This is a genomic window from Aromatoleum toluvorans (assembly GCF_012910905.1).
GTDB lineage: Bacteria > Pseudomonadota > Gammaproteobacteria > Burkholderiales > Rhodocyclaceae > Aromatoleum > Aromatoleum toluvorans.
This window is the reverse complement of sequence record NZ_WTVN01000002.1, coordinates 91,132-110,125: the sequence shown is the minus strand read 5'-3', so window position 1 is coordinate 110,125 and position 18,994 is coordinate 91,132. Positions and strand designations below refer to the sequence as shown.

The following is an 18,994-nucleotide window of genomic DNA, read 5'->3' as shown; positions in this document are numbered from 1 at the left end:
TGTTGCGGTGAAAGGGTGGTTTCAGCCTTCCAGCTTGCGTTTCAGCAGTTCGTTGACCTGCGCCGGGTTGGCCTTGCCCTTGCTCGCCTTCATGACCTGGCCGACGAGCGCGTTGAAGGCCTTCTCCTTGCCGGCGCGGAACTCCTCGACCGACTTCTGGTTCGCCGCGAGGACCTCGTCGATCATCGCCTCGATCGCGCCGGCGTCGTTGGTCTGGCGCAGGCCCTGGGCCTCGATGATCGCATCCGCCGTCGCCCCTCCGCCGTTCCACAGGGCTTCGAACACCTTCTTGCCGATGTTGTTCGAGATCGTGCCGTCACTGATGCGTGCGACGAGGCCCGCGAGTTGCGCGGGCGAGACCGGCGACGCGGAGATGTCGAGTTCGGCCTTGTTCAGCCGCGCCGCAAGGTCGCCCATGACCCAGTTGGCGCAGGGCTTCGCGAGCGCGACGCCGGCGGCGTCCACCGTGGCCTGGTAGAAGGTGGCGACTTCCTTCGACGCGGTGAGCGTCGTCGCGTCGTACGCGGAGAGGCCCCACTGTTCCATGAAGCGCGCCTTCATCGCGCCCGGCAGTTCGGGCATGCCGGACGCAACACGCGCCTGCCACTCGGGTGAGATCACCAGCGGCAGCAGGTCGGGATCGGGGAAGTAGCGGTAGTCGTGCGCGTCTTCCTTCGAGCGCATCATGCGCGTCTCGCCGGTGTCGGGGTCGAACAGGACCGTCGCCTGCTGCACCTTGCCGCCGTCCTCGATGGTGTCGATCTGCCACTGCACCTCGTAGTCGATCGCCTGCTGCAGGAAGCGGAAGGAGTTGAGGTTCTTGATCTCGCGGCGCGTGCCGAGCGGCCCGCCGGGGCGGCGCACGGAGACGTTGGCGTCGCAGCGGAAGGAGCCTTCCTGCATGTTGCCGTCGCAGATGTCGATCCAGCGCACCAGCGCGTGCAGCGTGCGGGCGTAGGCGACGGCCTCGGCCGAGGAGCGCATGTCGGGCTCGGACACGATCTCCAGGAGCGGCGTGCCGGCGCGGTTGAGGTCGATGCCGCTCATGCCGTGGAAGTCCTCGTGCAGGGACTTGCCGGCGTCCTCCTCGAGGTGCGCACGGGTGAGGTGCACGGTCTTCTCGTAGGCCTTGTCCCCTTCGCCGACGTGGATCGTGATCGTGCCGCCCTGCACCACCGGCAGCTCGAACTGGCTGATCTGGTAGCCCTTGGGGAGATCCGGGTAGAAGTAGTTCTTGCGCGCGAACACGCTGCGGGGCGCGACGTTGGCGCCGATCGCCAGGCCGAAGCGGATCGCGCGCTCGACCGCGCCGCGGTTGAGCACCGGCAGCACGCCCGGCAGCGCGATGTCGACGGCGCAGGCCTGCACGTTCGGCTCGGCGCCGAAGGCGGTGCTGGCGCCGGAGAAAATCTTCGACGCGGTGTTGAGCTGGGCATGCACTTCCAGCCCGATGACGACTTCCCAATCCGATCTGCTCATGTTCGTCTTCGTATCTGTTGTTTCTTCACGCGGTCAGTTGCACTGGCCGCTCGACCGATCCACCAGGATCGGCCACACATATTCGAACGTGCCGCGCGTGCAGCGTTTCGCGCATTCGGAGAATGCGACGGTGACCTGCTCGCCCTGCTCCCAAAACCGCACGGTGCAGCCGTCGCGCGCCTGCAGTTCGACGTGCGGTTCCTTGAGCACCTGCTTGAAGTCGGCGAGATCGAACTGGCAGCTGCCGCGCTTGGGCACGTCGAGGTGGGCGGCGAAGGCGCGCACCTCCGAATAGCTGATGTCGAGCACGGCGCTGCCGCCGTAGCCGACCTCGTCCTTGAAGTGGCAGTCGGTCTTGATCGAGAGCGGACGCACCGGCATCGGCTTGAGCCGGCCGCGCTGCAGCGCACGCTTCGGCTCCGCCTCGGCGGCGGCTTGCGCCGGGGACGGCGTGGCCGCGGCAGGTGGTTCCGGCTTGCGCTCGGGCGGCGGCGTCGCGCACGCGCCGAGCAGCACGGCGGCGGCGAGCGCCGCGGCGCGGAGGGCGGAAGGGAGGCGGCGCATGGCGATCAGCCCGGGCGGCGCAGGTGCCAGTCGGTGGCCTGCTGATACTGGTGCGCAGTGGCGAGCAGGCGCGCTTCGCCGAAGTAGTCGCCGATGAGCTGCAGGCCGACCGGCAGCTTGCCGGCGCCGAAGCCGCAGGGGTGCGACAGGCCGGGCAGGCCGGCAAGGTTCACGGCGATCGTGTAGATGTCCGAGAGGTACATCTGCACCGGGTCGTCGGTCTTCTCGCCGATCGCCCACGCGGTGGTCGGGCTGGTCGGGCCGGCGATCACGTCGCATTCCCCGAACGCGGCCCGGAAGTCCTGCGCGATGAGCCGACGCAACTTCTGCGCCTGCAGGTAGTAGGCGTCGTAGTAGCCGTGCGACAGCACGTAGGTGCCGACCAGGATGCGGCGCTTCACTTCCGCACCGAAGCCTTCGGCGCGGCTCTTCGCGTACATCTCGGCGAGGTCGCGGTACTCGGCGGCGCGGTGGCCGTAGCGCACGCCGTCGAAGCGCGACAGGTTGCTGGAGGCTTCGGCGGGCGCGATGACGTAGTAGGCGGGAATCGCCAGTTTGGCGTTGGGCAGGCTCACCTCGACGGTGGTCGCGCCGAGCCTGCGGTATTCGTCGAGAGCAGCGTCGACCGCGGCGCGCACGTCGTCGGCCATGCCTTCGGCGAAGAATTCGCGCGGCAGGCCGATGCGCAGGCCGGCGAGCGGCCGGTCGTTCGCGGGGGCGGCGAGCTCGCGCGTGTAGTCTTCGGCGGGGCGGTCGAGGCTGGTCGAGTCGCGTTCGTCAAAGCCCGCCATCGCGGTGAGGAGTGCCGCGCAGTCGGCCGCGGATGCGCCGAAGGCGCCGCCCTGGTCGAGCGAGCTCGCGTACGCGATCATGCCGTAGCGGCTGACGACGCCGTAGGTCGGCTTGATGCCGGTGATGCCGGTATGGCACGCGGGCTGGCGCACCGAGCCGCCGGTGTCGGTGCCGGTGGCGATCGGCGCGAGGCGCGCGGCGACCGCGGCGGCCGAGCCGCCCGAGGAGCCGCCCGGGATGCGCGTCGTATCCCAGGGGTTCTTCACCGGGCCGTAGTGCGAGTTCTCGTTCGACGAGCCCATAGCGAACTCGTCCATGTTGGTCTTGCCCAGCGTGACGGCGCCGGCGGCCTTCAGCAGCGCGACCGCGTGGGCGTCGTAGGGGCTGACGAAGTTCGACAGCATCTTCGAGCCGCAGGTCGTGAGCAGGCCTTCGGTGCAGAACACGTCCTTGTGCGCGAGCGGGATGCCGGTGAGCGGACCGGCCTGGCCGGCGGCGATGCGCGCGTCGGCGGCGCGGGCGGCCTCGAGCGCGCCGTCGCGGTCGACGGTGATGAAGGCGTTGAGCGTCGGGTTGTGCGCGGCGATGCGGTCGAGGAAGAGCGTCGCGAGCTCGACGCTGGAGATCTGCTTCGCGTCGAGTGCGGCGCGCAGTTCGGTGAGGCTGGCGTGGATCATGGCTTATTCGATGACCTTCGGGACGAGGTAGAGGCCCGCTTCGGTCTGCGGCGCGACGCGCTGGAAGGCCTCGCGGCGGTTCGCTTCGGTGGCGGCGTCCTCGCGCAGGCGCTGCGCGACGTCCTGGGGATGGCTCATCGGCTCGACGCCGCGGGTGTCGACCGCCTGCATCTGTTCGATCAGGCCGAAAATTCCGTTCAGCTTGGCGCGCGTGGCCTCGATTTCGCCCTCGGCGAGTTCGAGCCGCGCGAGTCCCGCGATGCGCAGGACCTGTTCAGTGGTAAGCGACATGAGGAAACAAAACCCGCTTAAATCACAAAGATTTGTAGGTTATCATACTCGTTTGCCGCCAGTCCGGCCGGGCATCTGCCCCACCTTCCCTCACCGGTTTCGGGATCTTCCGCATGTTTGGTTTCCTGCGCTCTTATTTTTCCAACGATCTGGCCATCGACCTTGGCACCGCGAACACGCTGATCTACGTGCGCGGCAAGGGTATCGTGCTCGACGAGCCGTCCGTCGTCGCGATCCGCACCGAGGGCGGGCCCAACGCCAAGCGCACGATCCAGGCGGTCGGCCATGCGGCGAAGCAGATGCTGGGCAAGACGCCGGGCAACATCACCGCGATCCGCCCGATGAAGGACGGCGTGATCGCCGACTTCGTCGTGACCGAGCAGATGATCAAGCAGTTCATCAAGAAGGTGCACGACTCGCGCATGTTCTCGCCGAGCCCGCGCATCATCATCTGCGTGCCCTGCGGTTCGACCCAGGTCGAGCGCCGTGCGATCCGTGACGCGGCGCTCGCTGCGGGCGCCTCGCAGGTGTACCTGATCGAAGAGCCGATGGCGGCGGCGATCGGCGCCGGCCTGCCGGTGTCGGACGCGACCGGCTCGATGGTCGTCGATATCGGCGGCGGTACCACCGAGGTCGGCGTGATCTCGCTGGGCGGCATGGTGTATGCCGGTTCGGTGCGCGTCGGCGGCGACAAGTTCGACGATTCGATCGTCAACTACATCCGCCGCAACTACGGCATGCTGATCGGCGACACCACCGCCGAGAACATCAAGAAGGAAATCGGCTCGGCCTTCCCCGGCTCGGAAGTGCGCGAGATGGAAGTGAAGGGGCGCAACCTCGCCGAAGGCATCCCGCGCAGCTTCACGATCTCGTCGAACGAGATCCTCGAGGCGCTGACCGAACCGCTCAACCAGATCGTCTCCGCGGTGAAGATCGCGCTCGAACAGACCCCGCCCGAACTGGGCGCCGACATCGCCGACCGCGGCATGGTGCTGACCGGCGGCGGCGCGCTGCTGCGCGACCTCGACCGCCTGCTGATGGAAGAGACCGGCCTGCCCGTGATCGTCGCCGAGGAGCCGCTGACCTGCGTCGCGCGCGGCTGCGGCATGGCGCTGGAGAAGATGGACAAGCTCGGCTCCATCTTCGCGTCCGAGTAAATCGCGCCGTTGCGGCGGGCGCCTGCGCCTGCCGCACTCCGCCGCATAAGCCTCACGATGTCCCTCGCCGGTCATCCGTCGCCACCCATCTTCAAGCAGGGACCCACGCCGCTCGTGCGGCTGCTGGTGCTCGTGTCGGTGTGCCTGGCGATGCTGATCACCGACCTGAAGTTCCGCTATCTCGAAGTGATGCGCCAGGCCTTGTCGGTGGCGACCTGGCCGCTACAGATGGCGGCCGCCGCACCGGCCGACTTCGTGCGCAATGCGGCGGTATATTTCGGGACGCTCGTGGACGTGAAGAAGGACAACGCCGCGCTGCGCGGGCGCGAACTGGAGGCGGCGCAGCGCCTGCTGCGCTTCGAGCAACTCGAAGAGGAGAACCGCCGCCTGCGCGGGCTGCTCGACATGGGCGCTGCGGTCGCGGTGAAGAGCGTCGCCGCCGAGATCCTCTACGACGCGCCCGACCCGTTCGACCGCAAGGTGATCCTCAACCGCGGCAGCCAGCAGGGCGTCCAGGCCGGCATGGCGGTCGTCAACGAGCAGGGCATGATCGGCCAGGTCACGCGCGTCTATCCGGTGCAGGCCGAGGTGACGCTGCTCACCGACAAGGAACAGGCGGTACCGGTGCAGGTGGCGCGCAACGGCCTGCGCGGGGTGCTCGCCGGTGCCGGCCAGGGGCGGCTCGAGCTGCGTTTCACGCCCTCGGGGGCGGATGTGCGCGTCGGCGACCGCCTCGTGACCTCGGGCCTCGACGGCCTTTTCCTCGCCGGCCTGCCGGTTGCCGACGTCGTCAGCGTCGACCGCGATGCCCAGACTTTCGCGGTGATCGTGTGCGAGCCGGTCGCCGGCGTCGAGCGCACGACGCAGGTGCTGCTGCTGAGCCGCGCCGAAGCGCCGCCGCCGCGCCCGGCGCCGGAACCCGAACCCGCCGCGCCGCGCAAGGGTCGCAAGGGCTGAAGCGATGCAACCGACCCACCGCTCCAGCCGCATCCTGCTGCCCGCGAAGACCTGGTTCGCCTACCTGAGCCTGCTGATCGCGCTCGCGCTGAGCTACATCCCGACGGGACTGACGCCCGGCGTGCCCGACTGGGTCGCGCTGGTGCTGGCCTTCTGGTCGATCCGCGAACCGCTGCGCGTCGGCATGGGCGCGGGCTTCCTGTTCGGCCTGCTGGTGGATATCGGCCACGGCGCCGCGATGGGCCAGCATGCGCTGGCCTACGTCGTGCTGTGCTACCTCGCGACCACGGTGTCGCGCCGCGTGCTGTGGTTCGGGCCGACGCAGCAGGCGCTGCAGATGTTCCCGCTGCTGCTGCTGGCGCAGGTGATCATGGTCGTCGTGCGCGTCGTCGCCGGGGCCGAGTTCCCCGGCTGGTGGTACTTCCTGTCCAGCTTCACGAGCGCCGCGCTGTGGGTGCCGCTGAACTATCTCCTGCTGCTGCCGCAATACCAGCCGGTGGACCGGGACGACAACCGGCCGATCTGAACCCATGATGGAATTCCGTACCCCCGACGAGGAACTGGGGCGCTTTCGCCGCCGCGTCCTGATCGCGGGCCTTTTCATCGCGGTGTGCTTCGGTCTGCTGGTCGCGCGCTTCTGGTTCCTGCAGGTGCTGCGCTACGAGTACTACCACACCCGCGCCGAGGACAACCGCATCGCGCTGCTGCCTATCGTGCCCGGCCGCGGTTCGATCGTGGACCGCAACGGCGTGCCGCTCGCGCGCAACTACGCAGCCTATACGCTGGAGATCACGCCCTCGCGCGTGCGCGACCTCGACGCGACCATCGACGGGCTCGCCGAGATCGTCGAGATCGACGCGCGCGACCGCCGCCGCTTCAGGAAGCTGCTCGAGGAGAGCAAGAACTTCGAGAGCGTGCCGCTGCGCAACCGCCTGACCGAGGAGGAAGTCGCACGGGTGATCGCGCGGCGCTACCAGTTCCCCGGCGTCGAGGTGCAGGCGCGCCTGTTCCGCGATTACCCGCTGGGCGAACTCGCGTCGCACGTGGTCGGCTACATCGGCCGCATCAACCAGCGCGACCGCGACCGCATCGAGGAGGCCGGCGACGAGGCGAATTACCGCGGCTCCGAGCATATCGGCAAGAGCGGGCTGGAGCAGAGCTACGAGGCCGAGCTGCACGGCGTCACCGGCGCCGAGCAGGTCGAGGTGAATGCGGGCGGACGCGCAGTGCGCCAGCTTGCGCGCACGCCGGGCCTGGCGGGCAACGACCTCGAACTGACGCTCGACGTCGAGATGCAGAAAGTCGCCGAGGCGGCCTTCGGCAAGCGCCGCGGCGCGCTCGTCGCGATCGAACCGAGTACCGGCGGCGTGCTGGCGCTGGTGTCCAAGCCGGGCTTCGACCCCAACCTGTTCGTCGACGGCATCTCGACCGAGGACTGGAAGGCGCTCAACGATTCGCTCGACCACCCGCTGGTGAACCGCGCGATCTTCAGTGCCTACCCGCCCGGCTCGACCTTCAAGCCCTTCATGGCGATGGCGGGCCTGACCGCGGGCAAGCGCACGATCAGCCAGGCGATTGCCGATCCGGGCTACTTCATGTTCGCCGGCCACCGCTTCATGGACGACAAGCCCGGCGGGCACGGCATGGTCGATCTGCCGAAATCCATCGTCGTCTCGTGCAACACCTACTACTACCAGCTCGCCAACGATCTCGGCATCGACGGCATCGCGAACTTCATGCGCCCGTTCGGCTTCGGCGCGCGTACCGGCATCGATGTGCCGGGCGAAGCCGAAGGCGTGCTGCCGACGCCCGAATGGAAGAGGAAGCGCTTCCGCAACAGGGAGCACCAGAAATGGTTCGGCGGCGAGACGATCTCGGTCGGCATCGGCCAGGGCTACAACGCCTACACGCCGCTGCAGATGGCCAATGCGGTCGCGGCGCTGGTCAATGACGGCAAGCTGTTCCGGCCGCACGTCGTGCGCAACGTGGTCAATCCGGTGACCGGCGAGCGCCGCGCCGTCGAGCCCGAGCCGATCCGCACGATCCCGTTCAAGCCCGAGCATGCGGCCGCGGTGCGTCAGGCGATGGTGGACGTGACCCGCGTGGGCACGGGCGCGCGCGCCTTCGCCGGCGCGCCCTACTCGGTCGGCGGCAAGACCGGCACGGCGCAGGTGTTCTCGCTGCGGGGCCAGCGTTACGTCGAGGGGCGCGTGAGCGAGCGCCTGCGCGACCACTCGTGGTTCATCGCCTACGCGCCGGCCGACAAGCCGACGATCGCATTGGCGGTGCTGGTCGAGAACGGCGGTTTCGGCGCGCAGTCGGCGGCGCCGATCGCGCGCCAGGTGATCGATTACCATCTGCTCGGCAAGCGCCGCGACCAGCCGGCCGGCGAAGACGTCGATGCGGGCGACGAGGGCGACGAGCACGCCGGCCACGCGCACGCGGCCGAGCCGGCGGGCGCCGCAGGCATGCGGCCGGGCGACACCGAGCCGCGCGCAGGGGAGGCCAGTCCCGAATGACCAACACGCGTTTCCACCCGCGCGAACTGCTGCGCGCCTTCCTGCGGCCGATCGATCCGGCGCTGCTGCTGCTGCTCGGCCTGCTGCTTGCCTACGCCATGTTCGTGATGGTGAGCGCCTCGCCCGAGCGCGTGGCGTCGCTGCAGATCAATTCCGCCGTCGCGCTGGCGGCGATGTGGGCCGCGGCGCGGCTGCCGGCGCAGCGCCTGCTCAACCTTGCGTTGCCGCTGTACGTCGTCGGCGTATTGCTGCTCGTCGCGGTCGATCTCTTCGGCGAGACGTCGAAGGGCGCGACGCGCTGGCTGGACATCGGCGTGACGCGCATCCAGCCGTCCGAGATCATGAAGATTTCCATGCCGCTGATGCTCGCGTGGTACTTCCAGCAGCGCGAGGGGCAGATCGGCCTGCGCGAATTCATCGTCGCCGGCCTGCTGCTGGTCGTGCCGGTCGGCCTGATCATGGTACAGCCCGATCTCGGCACCAGCCTGCTCGTGACCGCCGCGGGCGTCTATGTGATCTACTTCGCCGGCCTGTCGTGGAAGCTGATCGTGCCGGTCGTCGCGGTCGGCGTGATCGGCATCGGCGCGATCGTCGGCTTCGGCGACCAGATCTGCCAGCCCGGCGTCGACTGGCCGGGCCTGCGCGAATACCAGAAGCACCGCGTATGCACCCTCCTCGACCCGACCCAGGACCCGCTCGGCAAGGGCTTCCACATCATCCAGTCGACGATCGCGATCGGCTCGGGCGGCGTGTTCGGCAAGGGCTGGATGGACGGCACGCAGACGCATCTCGCCTTCCTGCCCGAACGCCACACCGATTTCGTCTTCTCGGTGCTCGCCGAGGAGCTCGGCCTCATCGGCATCGTCGCGCTGCTGGCGATCTACACGCTGTTGCTGCTGCGCGGCTTCTACATTGCGGCGATGGCGCCGACGCTCGGCACGCGCCTGCTCGGCGGCGCGATCACGATGATCTTCTTCACTTATGCGTTCGTGAATATGGGCATGGTCAGCGGTATCCTGCCGGTCGTGGGCGTGCCGCTGCCCTTCATCAGCTATGGCGGAACCGCGCTCGTCACGCTGTGTCTCGGCATCGGGATACTGATGAGCATCCAGCGCAGCCGCGTGCTCGCGCAGGCGTGATTACGGAGACTGAAGATGCCGACGCATCCCCTGCCAGCCGGCCCGGCCGCGCGCCGACTGCTTTTCGCGGGCCTGGTCGCGGCCGTGCTGGCGCTCGCCGGCTGCGGTAGCGTGCCCCCGGTGGCCGGCACCGCCCCGACGCAGGCCCAGCCCGCGCCCCCGCCGGCGCCCGGCAAGAGCGCGGTCGTGCAGAAGCGCGGCGGCGCCTACTACAAGGACGACGGCCCGGGCGACAACCCGCCCGCCAACCTCGACGACATCCCCGACGCCCAGCCGCGCGCGGAACCCCTGCACCGTTTCGCCAATCGCCCCTATAACGTGTTCGGCCAGGATTACGTGCCGGCCACCGCGCTGATGCCTTTTCGCCAGCTCGGGCGCGCGAGCTGGTACGGCAAGCGCTTCCACGGCCAGCCCACCTCCAGCGGCGAGCCCTACGACATGTACGCGATGACCGGCGCCCACCCGACGCTGCCGATCCCGAGCTACGCGCGCGTCACGCACCGCGCCAGCGGGCGCTCGGTGGTGGTGCGCATCAACGACCGCGGGCCCTTCCACAAGGGCCGCATCATGGATCTCTCCTACGCCGCGGCGCATCGCCTCGGCTATGTGAACGTCGGCAGCGCCGAGGTCGAGGTCGAGGCCATCATTCCCGACGGCGTCGAGCTGATCGCGACCGAGAAGCCCATCCCGCCGCTGCCCGGCCGCAAGCCCGCGGCGCTCGTGCCGCCGAAGTCCTCGCCCGTCGAGCCCCCCGTGCAGCTCGCGATGGCCGAGCCGACCACGCTCACGGACGCCACGCGCGGCATCTACCTGCAGCTCGGCGCGTTCTCGTCCGCCGCGAGTGCCGACGGTTTCCGCGGCATGGTGCGCGACACCTTCGCCGAGCATGCCGACCGCCTCGAAGTGGTCGCCGACGGCAAGCGCTACCGCCTGCGTCTGGGGCCCTTCGCTTCGGTCGACGAGGCCAGGGGCGAGGCCGAACGCATCGCGCGCGCGCTGAAGTTCCGCCCCTTCGTCGTTACGCGCTGATGCAATCTGAACCAATTGCAGCCCGCAGCGGTCTCCTGTCGGGGGCCGGCCGAGCCACTATAATTAACCTTTTGCCCCGGTCCTCGCGCCGTCCGCTCTCTCCCTCTTACTCCTGCCCTATATCCGTCTGCTGAAGCTCATGCGTTTCCTTGCCGCCCTGCTGTTTGCCGTCATCTCCTTCGCCGTCTCCGCCCAGAACGTTCCGCCCCCCACCCTCGCCGCCCGCTCCTGGTTGCTGATGGACCAGGCCACCGGCCAGGTGCTCGCCTCGCGCGAGGCCGACGCGCGCATCGAGCCCGCGTCGCTGACCAAGCTGATGACGGCCTACCTGACCTTCGCGGCGCTGAAGAGCGGCAGCATCAAGCTCGAACAGACCGTGCCGGTGTCGGAGAAGGCCTGGCGCATGGAAGGCTCGCGCATGTTCATCCAGCCCGACAAGCCGGTCACGGTCGGTGAGCTCGTGCAGGGCATGATCATCCAGTCGGGCAACGACGCCTGCGTCGCGCTCTCGGAGCTGATCGCCGGCAGCGAGGAATCCTTCGCGCACCTGATGAACCGCGAGGCGCAGCGCCTGGGCATGAAGAACACCAGCTTCATGAACTCGTCCGGCCTGCCCGACCCCAACCACTACACCACCGCGCGCGACCTGTCGCTGCTCGCGTCGGCGATCTCGCGCGACTTCCCCGAGTATTACCATTACTACTCGCAGAAGGAGTACACCTACAACAAGATCACGCAGCCGAACCGCAACCGCCTGCTGTGGCTCGATCCGACCGTCGACGGCCTCAAGACCGGCCACACCGCGAACGCCGGCTACTGCCTGATCTCGTCAGCCCTGCGCGGCCCGCGCCGCCTCGTGTCGGTCGTGCTGGGCACGGATTCCGACACCATCCGCGCGCAGGAATCGCTCAAGCTGCTGAACTACGGCTTCCAGTTCTTCGACACCGCCAAGCTCTATTCGGCGAATCAGGAGCTGTCGCGCTTCCGCGTGTGGAAGGGCGAGCAGAACGAACTGCCGGTCGGCTTCCTCAGCGATTTCGTGATTTCCCTGCCCAAGGGCCAGGCCGAGAAGATCCAGAGCCAGCTCACCAGCCAGCAGCCGGTCGTCGCGCCGCTGCAGAAGGGCCAGCAGGTCGGCACGCTGCAGCTCACGCTCGACGGCCAGCCGATCGGCGAATACCCGGTCGTCGCGCTGCAGGACGTGCCGGTCGCGGGCTTCTTCGGCCGCCTGTGGGACACCATCGTGATGTGGATCAAGAGCCTGTAAGGCTTCCGCTGAGGCGCCCATGAGCATCTGTTACCTCGATGGCAGCTACCAGCCGCTGGCGGAGGCGCGCATCTCGCCGATGGATCGCGGTTTCCTCTTCGGCGATGGCGCCTACGAGGTGATCCCGGCGTATTCGCGTCGCCCGTTCCGCGTCGCCGAGCACATCGCGCGCCTCGGCCGCACGCTGGACGCGGTGCGCATCCCGAACCCGCACCCGGCGGCGGAATGGGAGGCGATCGTGCGCGAGCTCGTCGCGCGCAACGCCTGGGACGACCAGTCGATCTACCTGCACGTGTCGCGCGGCCCCGACGAGCGGCGCAACCACGCCTTTCCGGCGGTGGCGCGGCCGACGGTGTTCCTGATGAGCGAGGCGCTCGTGACGCCGCCGGCCGAAGTGCTCGCGCGCGGCGTCGCGGCGGTGAGCGCGGCGGATTTCCGCTGGGCGCGCTGCGACCTCAAGACCACCGCGCTGCTCGCGAACTGCCTGCTGCGCCAGGTCGCCGTCGACAAGGGCTGCGCCGAGACGGTGCTGTTCCGCGACGGTTTCCTCACCGAAGGCGCGGCCTCGAACATCTTCATCGTCAGGGACGGCGTGCTGCTCGCGCCGCCCAAGAGCCACCTGATGCTGCCGGGCATCACCTACGACGTGGTGCTGGAACTCGCCGCCCGGCACGGCCTCGAACATGCGGTGCGCGAGATCCTCGAGGACGAGGTGCGCACGGCCGACGAAGTGTGGCTGACCTCGTCGACCAAGGAAGTGCTCGCGATCACCAGCCTCGACGGGCGCCCGGTCGGCGACGGCAAGCCCGGGCCGGTGGGGCGCACGATGCTGGCCTGGTACCAGGATTTCAAGAGCAAGGTGATGCGTGGTGACTGACCAGAGCCGGGAAACCCTCCTCGAATTCCCCTGCGACTTCCCGATCAAGATCATGGGCGTGCGGGTCGACGAGTTCGCGCAGGCGGTCGTCACCGTCGTGCGCACGCACGCGCCGGACTTCGATCCGGCGACGGTCGAGATGCGGCCGTCGAGCAAGGGCAACTACCTGTCGCTCACCTGCACCGTCCGCGCCGTCTCGAAGGCGCAGCTCGACGCGCTGTACCGCGACCTGTCCGCGCACCCGCTCGTGAAGGTGGTGCTGTAGTGCCGGCGGCGGAGGCCCTGCCGCTGGTCGTGCGCCGTCTCGGCCTCGTCGAGTACGAGCCGACCTGGGCGGCGATGCGCGCCTTCACCGATGCCCGCAGCGACGAGACCGCCGACGAGCTGTGGCTGCTCGAACACCCGCCGGTGTTCACGCTCGGCCAGGCGGGCAAGCCCGAGCACCTGCTGCGCGAGACCGGCATCCCGCTGGTGAAGATCGACCGTGGCGGGCAGATCACCTACCACGGCCCCGGCCAGATCGTCGTGTATCTGCTCGTCGACCTGCACCGCCGCCATATCAAGGTGCGCGAGATGGTGAGCCTGATGGAGCAGGCGCTGATCGACTGCCTCGCCGACTACGGCCTCGCCGCCGAGCGCAAGGACGGCGCACCGGGCGTGTATATCGCCGGCGCGAAGATCGCCGCGCTGGGGCTGCGCGTGAGGAACGGCTGCACCTATCACGGCCTCGCGCTCAACGTCGACGCGGACCTCGCGCCGTTCTCGGCGATCAACCCCTGCGGCTACGAGGGGCTGGAGACGATCAGGATGAAGGATTTCGGCGTGACCGACGGCGTCGCCGCAGTGGGGGAGCGCCTGCTTGCCCACCTCGGGCGCCTGCTCGCACCCCGGCCGGCCGCCGACCGGCCATAATGCCGCAGGCGCCACAAGCGCCCGCTACCCCGAAGAGACGAGAGAATCGCATGAGTACCGAGAACCGCAAGCAGCGTGGCGCCGACAAGACCGCGCGCATCCCGATCAAGATCGTGCCCGCCGAGCGGCTGAAGAAGCCCGAATGGATCCGCATCAAGCTCGGCGCCGGCCAGGAAGCCGAGCGCTTCAACGAGATCAAGGCGACGCTGCGCGACCACAAGCTGCATACGGTGTGCGAGGAAGCCTCCTGCCCGAACATCCACGAATGCTTCGGCAAGGGCACGGCGACCTTCATGATCATGGGCGACATCTGCACGCGCCGCTGCCCGTTCTGCGACGTCGGCCACGGCCGCCCCGAGCCGCTCAATGCCGACGAGCCGAAGGATCTCGCGCAGACCATTGCCGCGATGCGCCTCAACTACGTCGTGATCACCAGCGTGGACCGCGACGACCTGCGCGACGGCGGCGCCCAGCACTTCGTCGAGTGCATCCGCGAGACGCGCACCGCGTCGCCGAAGACTGCGATCGAGGTGCTGGTGCCGGACTTCCGCGGCCGCATGGACATCGCGCTGGAGATCTTCGACCAGGCGCCGCCCGACGTGATGAACCACAACCTCGAGACGGTGCCGCGCCTCTACAAGCAGGCCCGCCCCGGTGCGGACTACGCGTATTCGCTGAAGCTGCTGAAGGAATTCAAGGCGCGCCACCCGCAGGTGCCGACGAAATCCGGCCTGATGGTGGGCCTGGGCGAAACCGACGAGGAAATCCTCGAAGTGATGCGCGACCTGCGCGCGCACGACGTCGAGATGCTGACGATCGGCCAGTACCTGCAGCCCTCGACCGGCCACCTGCCGGTGCTGCGCTACGTGCACCCGGACACCTTCAAGATGTTCGAGACCGAAGCGCTGAAGATGGGCTTCAAGAACGCCGCCTGCGGCCCGATGGTGCGGTCGAGCTACTGGGCCGACCAGCAGGCCCACGGCGCCGGGGTGGTCTGAGCGCTTCGCCGGCAGGACAGTAGGACGCGGGGCCGGGGCGAGGCCCCGGTCGCGCCCTTGCCCTTTTAGCGGTACAGGCGCTCCTCGCGCTCGTGGCGCTCCTGTTCCTCGATGCTCAGCGTCGCGGTCGGGCGGGCGATCAGGCGGCCGACGCCGATCGGCTCGCCGCTGACCTCGCAGTAGCCGTAGGAGCCGTCCTCGATGCGCCGCAGCGCCGCTTCCACCTTGTGCAGCAGCTTGAGTTCGCGGTCGCGGATGCGCTGCTCGAGCACCTGTTCCTCTTCCTGGGTCGCCCGGTCCGCCTCGTCGGGGGTCGCCACCGTTTCGCGCAGGTGCGAGCGCGTTTCCTCGCTGTTTTCGCGGAGTTCCTTTTGCAGGTGGAGCAGCCGCTGGCGGAAGAATTCGAGCTGCGCCGGATTCATGTAGTCGTCCGGCGACATCGCCAGAACTTCCGCTTCGGAGAGTGTGCGTGAGCGCACGGCTGTTGCGGTCATCATGAATTCTCCGTGTTGGCGCCCAGTGTGCCGCGGCACGGCAGGGCAAGTCAGAAAAATGAAAAAAGGGCAACGTCGGCACGCACGCGATACCCGTTGCGGGGGTATCCTCACGGCGTCCCGATGCACCCGTCCCTGGAGACCGTCATGCGTTCCATTCTGCGAGCTTTCGCCCTGCTTGTCATCTGTGCGCCGGTGTGGGCGGCCGGACTGGGAAATGTCACCGACGCCGAAGCCTCCGGCGGCCTGCGCGAGGCGCTGACGCAGGGCGCCGGCCGCGCGGTGGAACTGCTGGGCAGACAGGACGGTTTCCTCGGCAACCAGAAGGTGAAGATCCCGCTGCCCGACGGGCTCGCGCAGGTCGAGCCGGTGATGCGCATGGCGGGGCGCGGCAAGGACTTCGACAAGCTCGTGACGACGATGAACCGCGCCGCCGAGGCCGCGGTACCGGAAGCGAAGACGCTGCTCGTCGATGCGGTGAAGCAGATGTCGGTGCAGGATGCGCGCAACATCCTGACCGGTGGTGACGATTCGGCGACGAACTACTTCAGGTCGAAGACGCAGGCGCGCCTCGCGGAGAAGTTCCTGCCGATCGTCAAGCAGAACACCGACCGCCTCGCGCTGGCCGGGCAGTACAACAAGCTCGCGGGCCAGGCGGCGAGCTTCGGCCTGGTGAAGAGCGAGGACGCGCAGATCGAAAACTACGTGACGCGCAAGGCGCTCGACGGCCTCTATGTGATGATCGCCGAGGAAGAGAAGGCGATCCGCAAGAACCCGGTGCAGGCCGCGGGCTCGCTCGCGCAGAAGGTGTTCGGGCTGCTCGGGCAGTAAGGGGTGATGCCGCAAGCCCTGCGTTCGGGCCGGCCCGCTCCGGGTTGTAACCGCGCCGATCCGGAAAAGGCCTTGCGGTAAAATCAGTGTCGCGCCGCCTGCGGGCGGCGTCGCCTTTTCCGTGCCCTGCAGCCTCCGTTCGTAACGCCCATGTCCGCTCTCCTCAACGCCCCGCAGCGCGAAGCGATCCGCTATCTCGACGGCCCGAGCCTGGTGCTCGCGGGCGCGGGCAGCGGCAAGACGCGGGTGATCACGCACAAGATCGCGCACCTGATCAACGAGTGCGGGCTGAACCCGTCGAACATCGCGGCGATCACCTTCACCAACAAGGCGGCGAAGGAGATGCAGGAGCGCGTCGCGGGCCTGATGGGCGGGCGCGCGCCGGGCGGGCTGACGGTGTGCACCTTCCACGCGCTGGGGGTGCGGATGATCCGCCAGGAGGCGGCGCACTGCGGGCTGAAGCCGCAGTTCTCGATCCTCGATGCGTCCGACACGGTGCAGATCGTCTCCGACATCTCGCGCGATACGGACAAGGCGCGCGCGAAGGCGATGCAGTGGCAGATCTCGGGCTGGAAGAACGCGATGGTGACGCCCGAGCAGGCCGCGCAGCTCGCCGACGACGAGGTCTCGTCGGCCGCGGCAATGCTGTACGCGGAGTACGAGCGCACGCTGCGCGCCTATCAGGGGGTCGATTTCGACGACCTGATCTCGCTGCCGGTGCGCCTTCTCGAGGAGAACCCGGACGTGCGCGAGCGCTGGCAGAACAAGCTGCGCTACCTGCTGGTCGACGAGTACCAGGACACCAACAAGGCGCAGTACCGCCTGCTGCGCCAGCTCGCGGGCGTGCGCGGCGCGTTCACGGCGGTGGGCGACGACGACCAGGCGATCTACGCGTGGCGCGGCGCGGACGTCGAGAACCTGAAGCTGCTGCAGCAGGACTATCCCAAGCTCAAGGTCATCAAGCTGGAGCAGAACTACCGCTCGTCGCGGCGCATCCTGACCGCGGCGAACACGGTGATCGCGAACAACGAGAAACTCTTCGAGAAGCGCCTGTGGTCCGAGCACGGCGACGGCGAGCAGATCGCGGTGACGGCCTGCCGCGACGCGGACCACGAGGCGGAGTGGGTGGCGTCGAAGATCAGCGCGCACAAGTTCGAGCACCGCACGAAGTTCTCCGACTACGCGGTGCTGTACCGCGGCAACCATCAGGCGCGGGTGATCGAGCAGCAGTTGCGCAACCAGAAGATCCCCTACGTGATGTCGGGCGGGCAGTCCTTCTTCGACAAGGCCGAGATCCGCGACCTGATGTCGTGGCTGCGCCTGCTGATGAACGAGGACGACGACCTCGCCTTCATCCGCGCGATCACGACGCCGCGGCGCGGGGTCGGCGCGGCGACGATCGAGGCGCTCGGCAACTACGCCGGCCGCCGCCATGTGAGCCTGTTCGCGGCGGTGTTCGAGGAAGGCGCGGCGCATGCGCTGAACGCGCGCCAGCTCGAGCAGCTGCAGGAATTCGGCAACTTCGTGAACCGCATCCAGTACCGCGCCCACCGCGAGCCGGCCGCGCGCGTGCTGGAGGACCTGCTGGCGGCGATCCGCTACGAGGCCTGGCTGTTCGAGCACCTCGACACGCGCGAGGCGGAGTCGAAGTGGAGCAACGTGCGCGACTTCGTGAACTGGCTCGGCCGGAAGGGCGAGGCCGACGGCAAGAACCTCGTCGAGCTGACGCAGACGATCGCGCTGATCTCGATGCTCGACAAGGACGACGCCGAGTTCGACGGCGTGCAGCTCGCGACGCTGCATGCGTCGAAGGGGCTGGAGTTCAAGCACGTGTTCCTCGTCGGCGTCGAGGAAGGCCTGCTGCCGCACCAGTCGTCGATCGACGAGGACAAGGTGGATGAGGAGCGGCGCCTGATGTACGTCGGCATCACGCGTGCGCAGCGCAGCCTCAACATCACGTGGTGCGAGCGGCGCAAGGCGGGCAAGGAGACGCGCACCTGCGAGCCGTCGCGCTTCATCGCCGAGATGGGGGGCGACATCAAGATGAGCGACCGCAAGACCAACGCGCCGGTGTCGAAGGAAGAAGGGCGCGCGCGCATCGCCAACCTGATGGCGATGCTGGAAGGGCGGTGAATGTCCGATGCATTGTGCATCGGATCGCAATAGGTAAAACCATCTAGCGGCGTCCTTCATCCCGCCAATTCCGGCCGCATTGCTGCGGGCATAGAGTGACAGCGACTCCCCAAACCATGGAGCGTTGTCATGAAAGACGAAGAACCGCGTGAAGTGTCGGCATCCCGCCGCGCCTTCCTGCGCGGCATCCCGGTGCTCACCGCTGCCGCGGCGGCACTGCCGGCGCCGGCCCTCGCCGCCGACGGCAAGCACCATTGGGCGATGCTCGTCGATGTCAGGAAGTGCATCGGCTGCCAGGCGTGCACGGTCGCGTGCATCCAGGAAAACGCGGTGCCGGAAGGCAGCTTCCGCACCATCGTGTCGACCTACAGCGTGAAGCTGACGGACGCCGACCAGCCGGCGGGCACCTACATGCTGCCGCGCCTGTGCAATCACTGCGAGGAGCCGCCGTGCATCCCGGTGTGCCCGGTCGGCGCGACCTTCAAGCGCGAGGACGGCATCGTCGCCGTCGACGGCGATCGCTGCGTCGGCTGTGCGTACTGCGTGCAGGCCTGCCCTTACGACGCGCGTTTCATCAACCACGCGACCAACAAGGCCGACAAATGCACCTTCTGCGCGCATCGCGTGGATGCGGGCCTGCTGCCGGCCTGTGTCGAGACCTGTGTGGGCGGGGCGCGCATCTTCGGCGACCTGAACGACCCGCAGGGCGAGCTGCGCCGCCGCCTCGATGCCGCCAAGGCCGAGGTGAAGGTGTTGAAACCCGAGCAGGGCACCGAGCCGCGCGTGTTCTACATCGGTCTCGACGAGCGCTTCCAGGGCAAGGTGGAAGGCCAGGGCACGCTGTGGCAGCCGCGCAAGGCACACGGCTGACACGAACA

Annotated in this window: 19 protein-coding genes; 14 read left to right on the top strand and 5 right to left on the bottom strand. The window is 68.4% G+C overall.

Annotated features, from left to right (window positions below):
• Positions 1 to 21 precede the first annotated feature (21 nt).
• Genes gatB through gatC form a run of 4 tightly spaced genes read right to left on the bottom strand, consistent with a single transcriptional unit; the run spans position 22 to position 3,803 of the window.
• Positions 22 to 1,479, bottom strand: a complete 1,458-nt coding sequence (gatB, locus tag GPA22_RS02180; protein WP_169254461.1) for an Asp-tRNA(Asn)/Glu-tRNA(Gln) amidotransferase subunit GatB — start codon at positions 1,477 to 1,479, stop codon at positions 22 to 24.
• A 33-nt stretch (positions 1,480 to 1,512) separates the two neighbouring features.
• Positions 1,513 to 2,043: a hypothetical protein gene (locus tag GPA22_RS02175; protein ID WP_169254460.1), complete on the bottom strand. Its 531-nt coding sequence runs from the start codon at positions 2,041 to 2,043 to the stop codon at positions 1,513 to 1,515.
• Positions 2,044 to 2,048: 5 nt separating this feature from the next.
• Positions 2,049 to 3,512: an Asp-tRNA(Asn)/Glu-tRNA(Gln) amidotransferase subunit GatA gene (gatA, locus tag GPA22_RS02170; RefSeq protein ID WP_169254459.1), complete on the bottom strand. Its 1,464-nt coding sequence runs from the start codon at positions 3,510 to 3,512 to the stop codon at positions 2,049 to 2,051.
• Positions 3,513 to 3,515: 3 nt separating this feature from the next.
• A complete protein-coding gene (gatC, locus tag GPA22_RS02165; protein WP_169254458.1) occupies positions 3,516 to 3,803 on the bottom strand; it encodes an Asp-tRNA(Asn)/Glu-tRNA(Gln) amidotransferase subunit GatC in 288 nt (95 codons plus the stop codon).
• A gap of 113 nt (positions 3,804 to 3,916) precedes the next feature.
• Here gatC and GPA22_RS02160 point away from each other — a divergent pair, with 113 nt between their 5' ends.
• The 11 genes from GPA22_RS02160 (at position 3,917) to lipA (ending at position 14,658) form a co-directional block, all read left to right on the top strand.
• Positions 3,917 to 4,960, top strand: a complete 1,044-nt coding sequence (locus GPA22_RS02160; RefSeq protein ID WP_076602349.1) for a rod shape-determining protein — start codon at positions 3,917 to 3,919, stop codon at positions 4,958 to 4,960.
• 57 nt (positions 4,961 to 5,017) lie between these two features.
• Complete coding sequence (gene mreC, locus GPA22_RS02155; RefSeq protein ID WP_169254457.1) at positions 5,018 to 5,917, top strand: rod shape-determining protein MreC; 900 nt, start codon at positions 5,018 to 5,020, stop codon at positions 5,915 to 5,917.
• A 4-nt stretch (positions 5,918 to 5,921) separates the two neighbouring features.
• The gene (gene mreD, locus GPA22_RS02150; protein ID WP_169254456.1) at positions 5,922 to 6,443 is read left to right on the top strand and encodes a rod shape-determining protein MreD; all 522 of its coding nucleotides are present in this window, start codon (positions 5,922 to 5,924) and stop codon (positions 6,441 to 6,443) included.
• Positions 6,444 to 6,447: 4 nt separating this feature from the next.
• The gene (gene mrdA, locus GPA22_RS02145) at positions 6,448 to 8,436 is read left to right on the top strand and encodes a penicillin-binding protein 2 (RefSeq protein WP_246264001.1); all 1,989 of its coding nucleotides are present in this window, start codon (positions 6,448 to 6,450) and stop codon (positions 8,434 to 8,436) included.
• Positions 8,433 to 9,575: a rod shape-determining protein RodA gene (gene rodA, locus GPA22_RS02140; protein ID WP_169254455.1), complete on the top strand. Its 1,143-nt coding sequence runs from the start codon at positions 8,433 to 8,435 to the stop codon at positions 9,573 to 9,575. The genes mrdA and rodA overlap by 4 nt, the downstream gene beginning before the upstream one ends.
• A 15-nt stretch (positions 9,576 to 9,590) precedes the next feature.
• The gene (locus GPA22_RS02135; protein WP_169254454.1) at positions 9,591 to 10,604 is read left to right on the top strand and encodes a septal ring lytic transglycosylase RlpA family protein; all 1,014 of its coding nucleotides are present in this window, start codon (positions 9,591 to 9,593) and stop codon (positions 10,602 to 10,604) included.
• Between the two features lie 139 nt (positions 10,605 to 10,743).
• Positions 10,744 to 11,871 carry a D-alanyl-D-alanine carboxypeptidase family protein gene (locus tag GPA22_RS02130; RefSeq protein WP_169254453.1) on the top strand — a complete coding sequence of 376 codons (1,128 nt, stop codon included), beginning with the start codon at positions 10,744 to 10,746 and terminating at the stop codon, positions 11,869 to 11,871.
• Between the two features lie 19 nt (positions 11,872 to 11,890).
• Positions 11,891 to 12,748 carry a D-amino acid aminotransferase gene (locus tag GPA22_RS02125; RefSeq protein ID WP_169254452.1) on the top strand — a complete coding sequence of 286 codons (858 nt, stop codon included), beginning with the start codon at positions 11,891 to 11,893 and terminating at the stop codon, positions 12,746 to 12,748.
• Positions 12,741 to 13,013 (top strand): DUF493 family protein, encoded by a 273-nt coding sequence (locus GPA22_RS02120; protein WP_169254451.1) that lies wholly within the window; start codon positions 12,741 to 12,743, stop codon positions 13,011 to 13,013. Before GPA22_RS02125 ends, GPA22_RS02120 begins: the two co-directional genes overlap by 8 nt.
• Entirely contained in the window at positions 13,013 to 13,660 is a 648-nt protein-coding gene (gene lipB / locus GPA22_RS02115) for a lipoyl(octanoyl) transferase LipB (protein ID WP_169254450.1), read from the top strand. Before GPA22_RS02120 ends, lipB begins: the two co-directional genes overlap by 1 nt.
• Positions 13,661 to 13,710: 50 nt before the next feature.
• A complete protein-coding gene (gene lipA / locus GPA22_RS02110; RefSeq protein WP_169254449.1) occupies positions 13,711 to 14,658 on the top strand; it encodes a lipoyl synthase in 948 nt (315 codons plus the stop codon).
• 65 nt (positions 14,659 to 14,723) lie between these two features.
• Here lipA and dksA read toward each other — a convergent pair whose 3' ends face one another.
• The gene (gene dksA, locus GPA22_RS02105) at positions 14,724 to 15,155 is read right to left on the bottom strand and encodes an RNA polymerase-binding protein DksA (protein WP_169254448.1); all 432 of its coding nucleotides are present in this window, start codon (positions 15,153 to 15,155) and stop codon (positions 14,724 to 14,726) included.
• Positions 15,156 to 15,299: 144 nt separating this feature from the next.
• Between dksA and GPA22_RS02100 the strand changes: the two genes are divergently transcribed.
• The 3 genes from GPA22_RS02100 to dsrO all read left to right on the top strand — a co-directional run bounded on the left by GPA22_RS02100 (position 15,300) and on the right by dsrO (position 18,986).
• Positions 15,300 to 15,983 carry a DUF4197 domain-containing protein gene (locus GPA22_RS02100; protein WP_169254447.1) on the top strand — a complete coding sequence of 228 codons (684 nt, stop codon included), beginning with the start codon at positions 15,300 to 15,302 and terminating at the stop codon, positions 15,981 to 15,983.
• A gap of 150 nt (positions 15,984 to 16,133) precedes the next feature.
• Positions 16,134 to 18,116 (top strand): UvrD-helicase domain-containing protein, encoded by a 1,983-nt coding sequence (locus tag GPA22_RS02095; protein WP_169254446.1) that lies wholly within the window; start codon positions 16,134 to 16,136, stop codon positions 18,114 to 18,116.
• 129 nt (positions 18,117 to 18,245) lie between these two features.
• Complete coding sequence (gene dsrO, locus GPA22_RS02090) at positions 18,246 to 18,986, top strand: sulfate reduction electron transfer complex DsrMKJOP subunit DsrO (protein WP_169254445.1); 741 nt, start codon at positions 18,246 to 18,248, stop codon at positions 18,984 to 18,986.
• Positions 18,987 to 18,994 lie beyond the last annotated feature (8 nt).